Raw genomic sequence first — 6181 nt, forward strand, 5'->3', positions numbered from 1 at the left:
TCTTCGACCTCGATTTCGGCCACACGGCCCCCGTCGCGCCGATTCCGGTCGGCGGCGAGGTGACGGTGGACCCCGAAAACGAGCGAATCCAGTTCGAATACTGATAACAAGATTCTAATAGCGTTTGGGTTCTGGATTAATACATGACCGTCGTCAGCGTCTCCATGCCGGACGAGTTGCTCTCCAGAATCGATCAGTTCGCCGACGAACACGGCTACACCGGCCGGAGCGAAGTCGTCCGCGAGGCCAGCAGAAACCTCCTCGGCGAGTTCGAGGACCGCCGCCTCGAAGACCGCGAACTGATGGCCATCGTCACCGTGCTCTTCGATTACGAGACGACCAACGTCGAGGAGCGGATGATGCACCTCCGTCACGAACACGAGGGACTCGTCGCCTCGAACTTTCACAACCACATCGGCAATCACCACTGCATGGAACTGTTCGTCCTCGAAGGGACGTTGGAGGAAATCTCCGCCTTCGTCGGCCGGATTCGCGCCACGAAGGACACGCTCACCGTCGATTACTCCGTGACGCCCGTGGACGGGTTCAGTCCGCTGGCCGACGCCGAGTAAGCGATATTCTATTCGACCAGCCGAACCGTATCGCCGACCGAGACGTCCGATGCGCTTCCGGCGGGCAGTTCGAACAGCGCGTCCGCGGTTGCCTTTCCCAATCCGGTCCACGCGGACAGCCGTTTCACCTGCTGGACTTCCCCCTTCGCAGTCCACACCGCGTCGAGCGGAAACGGGACGAACACCATGTGGACGTCGCGGGCGTCCACGTCGTCGAACCGGAACGCGAGGGCGTAATCGTCGGGAATCGACCGGCGAAACATCAGCCCCTTCGCTTGCGAGAGAAACGAATCCGCCGTCTCGACATCGTTCGCTAGCGTCTCCGACCGTCCGTCCGGTTCGTGTACGACGCGCACGTCGGGAACTCCTCAGGGAGAAGACAAAACGTTTGTGCGAGCGCGCCGCTACGATTTCAGCATGGAGAAGACACCGACGGGCACCGCCGTCGGCGTGGACAACCCGTACGAGCACGTCGGACTCTGCGACCACCTCACCGACGAGGGGAACTGCCGCTACGCCTTCGACCATCCCCAACACGACCCGGAGTTCGCCCGCGAGCGCCGCGAGGACGACTTCGCCTGCCCCGTCGCCGACCCCGACGGCGACTGGTCGTGGCGCGACTGCCCGCATTTTCGCTGTCGAAATCACGACCGCCAGTGCGTCCGCTGCGGCCTCGAAGAGCGGCGGATGGCCCACTCGGACGAGCGACCCCTCCTCGAAGAACACCACCTCTCCTACGCCGGGGGCGGCGAGACGCTCTCGCACGAAATCACGGTGTACCTCTGTCGCTGGTGTCACGCGAAGGTCCACAACTCGTGGGCGCGAATCGACGACGACGTGAATCCCGACCCCGAGGCGATGGCGGAAGCGGAAGGACGGCGGAGCACGGAGCGGGCCGAAACCGCCTTCGAAACCGCGGCGGAGCGGTACGACCGCGAGAAGTGAACGTTCGCCTATCCGCTCGTGTCCGTCGATTTCGACGTTCCCGAACTCCCCGTATCCGTTCCTTCATCCTTCTTTTTCGCCTTCTTCGCCTTTTTCCGCTCGGCCGTTCGACCGCCCGCTTCAGCAACGAGGGCGTCAACAACACCGAGACGACGAAGACGACCAGATAGGCCACGAAGATTTGGTTGCCGACGATACCCTGCGCGACGCCGAGCGAAACGATGGCGATTCCCGATTCGGAGCGGGGAAGGAGGGCGAAGCCCAGAATGAACGAGTGTTCCCGACGCCCTCCGCGATGATGTTTCCGGCGTAGCCAGCCACGAAGTTCGAGAGGAGACCGAAGACGGCGAAGACGAGGATGAAGGTGTTGACCGTCAGGTCGGCGAGGTTCATTCTGGCCCGATGGCGACGAAGTAGAGCGGGATGAACACGCCGTAGGCGATGCCGTACACGTTCGACTGGAGTTTCTTGCCCTCCAGTCGCTTGTTCGTCGAGATGACCAACCCGATGGTCAGCGCCCCGATGAAGTACGAGAGGTCCACCGCGTCCGAGGCGTAGCCGAAGACGAACAACAGCCCCAGAATCCCGATAAAGTCGGCCATCCCGACCTGGGATTTCGACAGCAGGTCGGACACCGGGTCGAGGAGGAATCGGTAGAAAATCGCCGCGGCGACGAAAAAGAGCGCGGCCAATCCGAGGGCGGAGGCGGTCCCCATCAAGCCGCCGCTGACGAAGAACAGGGGAAGGATGGAGATGCCGAGCAGGCCCACCACGTCGTCCACCACGGACGCGCCGAGAATCCAGCGCCCGTACTGTGTGTCGAGTTTGTCGAGCGAGAGGAGGGTCCTGACGACGATGGAAACGGACGTGACGGAGAGAATGAGACCGAGGTAGAGGCTCGATTCCAACCCCTGTCCGAAGTAGCTCCCGATGATGTATCCGACGACGAACGGGAGGATGACGCCCGAGAGCCCGATTATCAACACCGGGCGAAACGCGGCGAGCAGGTCGCTCAAATCTATCTGCTGGTAGCCGACGTCGAAGAAGAGCAACAGGCCGCCGATGGTGGCGATGAGGATGAACGGACTGTTCTCAGCCGTACTGGCGATGAGCACGGCGACGGACGGGCCGAGGACGACGCCCGCGAGGATTTCCCCGAGAAAGCCCGGTTCGCCGAGTCGTTCGATGGCTTCGCTCAGGACGAGCGAGAGCAACAGGCTCACTCCGATGACGAGGAAGATTTCGAGCGACGCCATTATTCTCGACGCCTCCCGATACCGCTCGCTTCCGTGCTTCCCTCCCCGTTCCTCAGGCGATTCATGTCACGGGAACGGTCGGTAGCGACTCGCATAAGTATGTGCCGCGTATGCGGGGAAACGGGTCGTTGTCCCTTCCAGCGGTTCGTTCTCCCGTCGAAAACGGCGGTTACGACGCGTTAGGTAGCTCGTTTCTCTCCCACGTACCTCTCCAACGTGTTCTGCCGTAGCGTACATGCACGTGGGAACTGTCACGAGTAGGTATGGAGAGTCTCAACCCCGCGACGGGCGACGTGATAGACACGTTCGACGAGGACGACGAGAGCGCGGTCGACGAGAAGCTTCAGCGCGCCACCGACACCTACGACGAGTGGCACCGCCAGCCGATAGAAGAGCGCCAGCGGCTCATCTCGAACGCGGCCGACGTGCTCCGGGAGAACAAGCGGGAGTACGCCGAGACGATGACCGAGGAGATGGGGAAACCCATCGAGAGCGCGGTGTCGGAGGTCGAGAAGTGCGCGTGGGTCTGTGACTACTACGCCGAGCACGCCGCCGAGTTCCTGCAGGACGAACACATCGGCACGGAACCGAACGTGGAGTCGTACGTCTCCTACGAACCGCTCGGACCGGTGCTCGCGGTGATGCCGTGGAACTTCCCGTTCTGGCAGGTGTTCCGGTTCGCCGCGCCCAACCTCACCGCCGGAAACGTCGGCCTGCTCAAACACGCCTCGAACGTGCCGGGGTGCGCGATGGCGATTCAGGAGGTGTTCGAGGAGGCGGGCTACCCCGACGGCGCGTTCACGACCCTGCTCGTCGGGTCGGGGGAGATGGAGGACGTCATCGCGGACGACCGACTCGCCGCGGTGACGCTCACGGGCAGCGAACCGGCGGGCCGCGCGGTCGCCGAGACGGCGGGGAGCCATCTCAAGAAGACCGTCCTCGAACTCGGCGGCAGCGACCCGTTCGTCGTCCTCCCCGACGCCGACATCGAGGACGCGGCGAAAACGGGTGCACGGGCCCGCTGCATCAACAGCGGCCAGTCCTGTATCGCGGCCAAGCGCTTCGTCGTCCACGACGACGTGTACGACGAGTTCATGGACGAATTCGCCGCGGAGATGGAGTCGTTGACCGTCGGTGACCCGATGGACGAGGACACCGACATCGGTCCGCAGGCCCGCGAGGACCTGATGAACGACCTCCACGAGCAGGTTGAGGAGAGCGTGGACGCGGGTGCGACCGTCGAACTCGGCGGCGAACCGCTCGACAGGGACGGACCGTACTACCCGCCGACGGTACTCACCGAAATCCCCGAGGATAGCCCCGCCGCACGCGAGGAGCTGTTCGGCCCCGTCGCGTCCGTGTTCCGCGTCTCGGACGTCGAGGAGGCGATTCGGCGCGCCAACGACACCAACTACGGACTCGGTGCGAGCGTCTGGACGCAAGACAAGCGACGGGCGAAGGAAGTCGCCCGGGAAATCGAGGCCGGAATGGTGTTCGTCAACGAACTCGTCAAATCCGACCCCCGCCTCCCCTTCGGCGGCGTGAAGGATTCGGGCTACGGCCGCGAACTCTCCGAGCACGGGATTCACGAGTTCGTCAACAAGAAGACCACGTGGGTGTCGGACGTGTCGCATTCCGAGGGTGGGGTGGAGTAGAGAATCGGACGATTCTCGCTATCGGAAGGGGTAACTAGTTTTGCTCGTCAACAAATATATGCATGCACGAATGTATAGTATACAAACAACCCCGTGATTAGAAACCTCCGTGAATTCGTGACGGCTCATCCGTGGGCGTACGCGCTGCCTGCCGGACTCATTTCATCCGCGTACGTCCTGATCAACTCCCCGGGGTCCAGCGCACTGGACTTCGGCGTCATCTTCTGGCCCGGACTGGTCGGTGGAGTGGTAACGCTTGGCGGAAAGAAGGAGGCGCAGCGTATCGGGTTCCAAACCGGATTGGTTGGCTCAGTTCCGATCTTGTGGAATGCGATTCCCACAATCGGTGCGATTTTACGGTTCGACCAGCCGATGTCCTTCGGGGTCTTGGAGGTACTCGTCGTGTTCGTACTGGTAGCGTTCGTTGCCCTGATGGTCGGTCTCTCCGGAGCAATCGCCGCGATGACCGGGGAGTGGCTCTCGCGAAAGCTCGGTTCGGGGAAACCGACACCAGTTACCGGGTAGAGACGGCCGGTTTCACCGCTCTGATTCCGCCGGGTCAACGACCTCACCTCGTTCTACATCAACTCCAACCTGCTCGCACAAATCGAACATCGGACAGGCCTCCGCCCCGTCCAGACAGGCGGGTTTTCTCGCCGAGCAGTACTCCCGTCCGAACTGAATACTCGCCGTGTGCCCGAATCCACATTTCTCGGCCGGAACCTCGCGCTCCAGCACTTCCCGCACGTCCTCGTGGTCGGCGTCCGGCGGCGCGATACCCAGTCTCCGATAGATTCGGTGGACGTGCGTGTCCACGGGGAAGACGCCCGATTGGCCGCCGGAGAAGAGGAGCACGCAGTCGGCCGTCTTCGGCCCGACGCCGTTCATGTCCAGCAGTTCGGTCCGAACCTCGTTCGGTTCCTCCTCACGGACGAACTCGTCGAACGCCGCCGCGCTCCCGAAGTCGGCGAGAACCGTCTCGGCCGACTCGATTATCACGTCCGCCTTTTGATTGTAGAGTCCGGCGGAGCGAATCGTGTCGGCCAGGTCGCCGTGGTCGGCGTTGGCGAGGCTTTCGGCGAGGTCCCCGCCGCCGTAGCGCGCCACGAGGTCGTCGTGTGCGGGTTGGCTCGCCACGTCGCTCGTGTTCTGGCTGAGGATGGTTCGGACGAGGCAGGTGAAGGCGTCCTGTCCGCCGTAGGTCTTCTGCCAGTACAGTTCGCCGAGTCGGTCCACGACCTCCTCGGCTCGCGTCTCGGCGTCGGCGGGCGTGAATTCGGTCGCCATTCCGCCGCCGTCCGCCCCGCCGCTGATGTTCTCGGCGGGTTCCGGGTCGTCGCTCATGGAGTGGTCTCGGTGCGCAATCGAAGAAAAACCATCGGGCCGTCGGGCGAGCGACTACTCGACTTCGACGGTGACGACGGCCTCCGCGCCGTCCGCCAGTGCGCGTACGAGGTCGCGGTCGAACCCCTCGGCGGCGAACTCACAGCCGACGACGAACGTCCGTTCGTCCACGTAGTCGCTGGTGCGCCCGACCATGCTTCGGGCGCTCTCGAATTCGAGGTCGGGATGGCCGCGGCCGGTGACGGTTTCCGCGTGGTCGCCCGCTTCGACGGTCACGGTGATGGTGGCGTCCTCGTCTCGGCAGGCGTCCACGAAGTCGGGGTCGAAGTCGGCGGGCGCGCGGTCGGCCTCGATGGCGAGGATGCAGTCGCCCGCGGGTGTGAGGAAATCGTCGGTCGTGATTTCGAAC

The 6181-nt window shown here is 63.4% G+C and carries 9 protein-coding genes; 4 read left to right on the forward strand and 5 right to left on the reverse strand.

Annotated features, from left to right (window positions below; genetic code table 11):
- Positions 1–143 precede the first annotated feature (143 nt).
- Positions 144–572 (forward strand): CopG family ribbon-helix-helix protein, encoded by a 429-nt coding sequence (locus BG842_RS25975; RefSeq protein ID WP_007981810.1) that lies wholly within the window; start codon positions 144–146, stop codon positions 570–572.
- An 8-nt stretch (positions 573–580) separates the two neighbouring features.
- Here the strand turns inward: BG842_RS25975 and BG842_RS25980 are convergent, their stop codons facing one another.
- The gene (locus BG842_RS25980; protein ID WP_069453052.1) at positions 581–928 is read right to left on the reverse strand and encodes a DUF192 domain-containing protein; all 348 of its coding nucleotides are present in this window, start codon (positions 926–928) and stop codon (positions 581–583) included.
- A gap of 61 nt (positions 929–989) precedes the next feature.
- On the opposite strand from BG842_RS25980, the gene BG842_RS25985 reads away from it, so the two are divergent.
- Complete coding sequence (locus BG842_RS25985) at positions 990–1517, forward strand: hypothetical protein (RefSeq protein ID WP_069453053.1); 528 nt, start codon at positions 990–992, stop codon at positions 1515–1517.
- 135 nt (positions 1518–1652) lie between these two features.
- Here the strand turns inward: BG842_RS25985 and BG842_RS32340 are convergent, their stop codons facing one another.
- Together BG842_RS32340 and BG842_RS25990 are read right to left on the reverse strand one after the other, a co-directional pair.
- Positions 1653–1910 carry a hypothetical protein gene (locus BG842_RS32340; RefSeq protein WP_254663496.1) on the reverse strand — a complete coding sequence of 86 codons (258 nt, stop codon included), beginning with the start codon at positions 1908–1910 and terminating at the stop codon, positions 1653–1655.
- Entirely contained in the window at positions 1907–2773 is an 867-nt protein-coding gene (locus BG842_RS25990) for a cation:proton antiporter (RefSeq protein ID WP_254663497.1), read from the reverse strand. Before BG842_RS25990 ends, BG842_RS32340 begins: the two co-directional genes overlap by 4 nt.
- A gap of 263 nt (positions 2774–3036) precedes the next feature.
- Here BG842_RS25990 and BG842_RS25995 point away from each other — a divergent pair, with 263 nt between their 5' ends.
- Positions 3037–4428, forward strand: a complete 1392-nt coding sequence (locus tag BG842_RS25995) for an NAD-dependent succinate-semialdehyde dehydrogenase (protein WP_069453054.1) — start codon at positions 3037–3039, stop codon at positions 4426–4428.
- 117 nt (positions 4429–4545) lie between these two features.
- On the forward strand, positions 4546–4953 hold the full coding sequence (locus BG842_RS26000; RefSeq protein ID WP_254663498.1) for a DUF5518 domain-containing protein: 408 nt from the start codon (positions 4546–4548) through the stop codon (positions 4951–4953).
- Between the two features lie 12 nt (positions 4954–4965).
- On the opposite strand, the gene nth is transcribed toward BG842_RS26000, so the two are convergent.
- Together nth and BG842_RS26010 are read right to left on the reverse strand one after the other, a co-directional pair.
- The gene (gene nth, locus BG842_RS26005; protein WP_069453056.1) at positions 4966–5772 is read right to left on the reverse strand and encodes an endonuclease III; all 807 of its coding nucleotides are present in this window, start codon (positions 5770–5772) and stop codon (positions 4966–4968) included.
- Positions 5773–5826: 54 nt separating this feature from the next.
- On the reverse strand, positions 5827–6181 hold a 355-nt coding region (locus tag BG842_RS26010; protein ID WP_069453057.1), incomplete at its 5' end, for a DUF371 domain-containing protein.

Source organism: Haladaptatus sp. W1, from assembly GCF_001723155.1.
GTDB classification, from domain to species: Archaea; Halobacteriota; Halobacteria; order Halobacteriales; family Haladaptataceae; genus Haladaptatus; species Haladaptatus paucihalophilus.

What these genes read in the sequence shown, in the direction of transcription:
- nth (WP_069453056.1), bottom strand. Translation starts at nt 5,772, where the DNA reads ATGAGCGACGACCCGGAACCCGCCGAGAACATCAGCGGCGGGGCGGAC.
- BG842_RS25990 (WP_254663497.1), bottom strand. Translation starts at nt 2,773, where the DNA reads ATGGCGTCGCTCGAAATCTTCCTCGTCATCGGAGTGAGCCTGTTGCTC.
- BG842_RS25995 (WP_069453054.1), top strand. Translation starts at nt 3,037, where the DNA reads ATGGAGAGTCTCAACCCCGCGACGGGCGACGTGATAGACACGTTCGAC.
- BG842_RS32340 (WP_254663496.1), bottom strand. Translation starts at nt 1,910, where the DNA reads ATGAACCTCGCCGACCTGACGGTCAACACCTTCATCCTCGTCTTCGCC.
- BG842_RS25985 (WP_069453053.1), top strand. Translation starts at nt 990, where the DNA reads ATGGAGAAGACACCGACGGGCACCGCCGTCGGCGTGGACAACCCGTAC.
- BG842_RS25975 (WP_007981810.1), top strand. Translation starts at nt 144, where the DNA reads ATGACCGTCGTCAGCGTCTCCATGCCGGACGAGTTGCTCTCCAGAATC.